We start from the raw sequence: 1686 nt of genomic DNA, 5'->3' as shown, positions 1-1686 counted from the left end.
GTTAACTAACTTATTAAATACTTAATTTCCTCAAGGGCATTTTACTGGTAGGGAAGGTAAGGACAATAACTCAGGGGTAGCATCGATCTTGCTCCTGAATACTTCTATTATTAATACCTCATTTGTTTAAGGGCTTAATCTCTTGATTACCGACCCTTTCCCCAGAAGGGAAGGAGATATGGTTGGGTTGGGCAGAGTCTTCTGCATTCTTTGGTAATTGGTTTTCTGTGCTTTGACACTCCCCGTCCTAGAAGAACGGGGATTCTTACTTCAATGAGCCGACTTGCTCAACCAGACCGGAATCAGGAAGAGTAGAGGCCGATTCTCCATAAGCGTTTTGGGAGACCCGAACGCGCCCCGCGTGGCCTACGGCCTCCGCTGCGCGAACGGATCTAAGATCCAGGTTCCTGTATGCCCTACAGTACCCAAGGCTATTTTTAGAATATTGATAGCTGCATTATGGTCGCGATCCAACACACACCCGCATAAACATGCATGAGTTCTAGTAGATAGCGATTTTTTGACAACTTCACCGCAGTTTGAGCAATTTTGGCTAGTATAGGCAGGATTAACTGCTACAGTTTCCCTGCCAAACTTTTGTCCGAAATACTCTAACCATTTTCTAAATTGATACCAACCTGCATCATTAATAGATTTGGCAAGACAATGATTTTTTACAAAATTTCTCACTCTTAAATCTTCGTAAGCGACCACGTCGTTAGAGTGGATTACGCAACGGGCGAGTCTCTTCGCGTGTTCTTCACGTTGCCTACTTATATTAAGGTGTGTCCTGCCTAATCTATTAATGGCTTTTCTTCGGTTAGCTGAGCCTTTCTTTTTACGAGAAACTCGGCGTTGATAAAATTTCAACCGTTTCTCGCCCTTACGATAAAATCTTGGATTTGCTTCTGTGTTTCCCTTTGAATCGGTGTAGAATTCTTTTAAACCCACATCAATTCCCACATTGGTATGGGACGGTTCTAGAGATTCTTTAATCTCAACTTTTACACAAAATTGAACATAATAGCCATCTGCGCGACGAACCAACCTAACTCGTTTAATCAAATTTTTGTCGTAACGCCATAACTCCCAGGTTCCCTTAAGCTTTAGTTTCCCGATACCTTTTTTGTCTAAGAATTTTATAGACTTGGTATCAGGTGAAAGTTTCCAGCCTGATGTCTTATACTCAACTGACCGAGAAAACTTTTTAAACTTGGGATAACCCTTTTTGCCAGGGACTTGTTTTTTACACTTATCGTAAAACCTAGAAATTGAACTATAAGCTCTTTCCACCGAAGCTTGACAGGCATGAGAGTTTAAGTCTTTGACAAAAGGATATTCAGCTCTGATCCACGTGTTATAGCGATACAGGTCTTTTTGTCCTATACCTTTGTTGTCCATCCAGTAACGGATGCACTTATTTCGTACAAACTGACCAGTCCGTATCGCCTCATCAATGGCGGCATATTGAGTTTTATTCCCTTTGACCTTAAATTCTAAGACGATCATTTTGACGTGGAATAACTCTACGTAATATTATAGCACAAAAAAAGCCGTCCTAGAAGGACGGGGCTTGAGACCCAAATTTTTGGTCAACTCAAAGGGATAGAACCGGAAAAGCCTTTCAAGGGAAGCGTTAACATCAGACCTGGAACCGACCTTCATCGACGTGCTGCATACGCAGCA

At 41.9% G+C, this 1686-nt stretch carries 2 protein-coding genes; one reads left to right on the top strand and one right to left on the bottom strand.

The features are described 5' to 3' along the window. Positions 1-366: 366 nt before the first annotated feature. Positions 367-1509 carry a transposase gene (locus F6K53_RS40490; RefSeq protein WP_293074963.1) on the bottom strand — a complete coding sequence of 381 codons (1143 nt, stop codon included), beginning with the start codon at positions 1507-1509 and terminating at the stop codon, positions 367-369. A gap of 75 nt (positions 1510-1584) precedes the next feature. Here F6K53_RS40490 and F6K53_RS46300 point away from each other — a divergent pair. Then, a partial coding sequence (locus F6K53_RS46300) for a toxin-antitoxin system HicB family antitoxin (RefSeq protein WP_366511429.1) occupies positions 1585-1686 on the top strand: 102 nt, incomplete at its 3' end.

Origin of the sequence: Moorena sp. SIO4A1 (assembly GCF_010672065.1) — a bacterium.
In the GTDB taxonomy this organism is placed as follows: Bacteria; Cyanobacteriota; Cyanobacteriia; order Cyanobacteriales; family Coleofasciculaceae; genus Moorena.
This window is presented reverse-complemented; position numbering and strand designations above follow the sequence as displayed.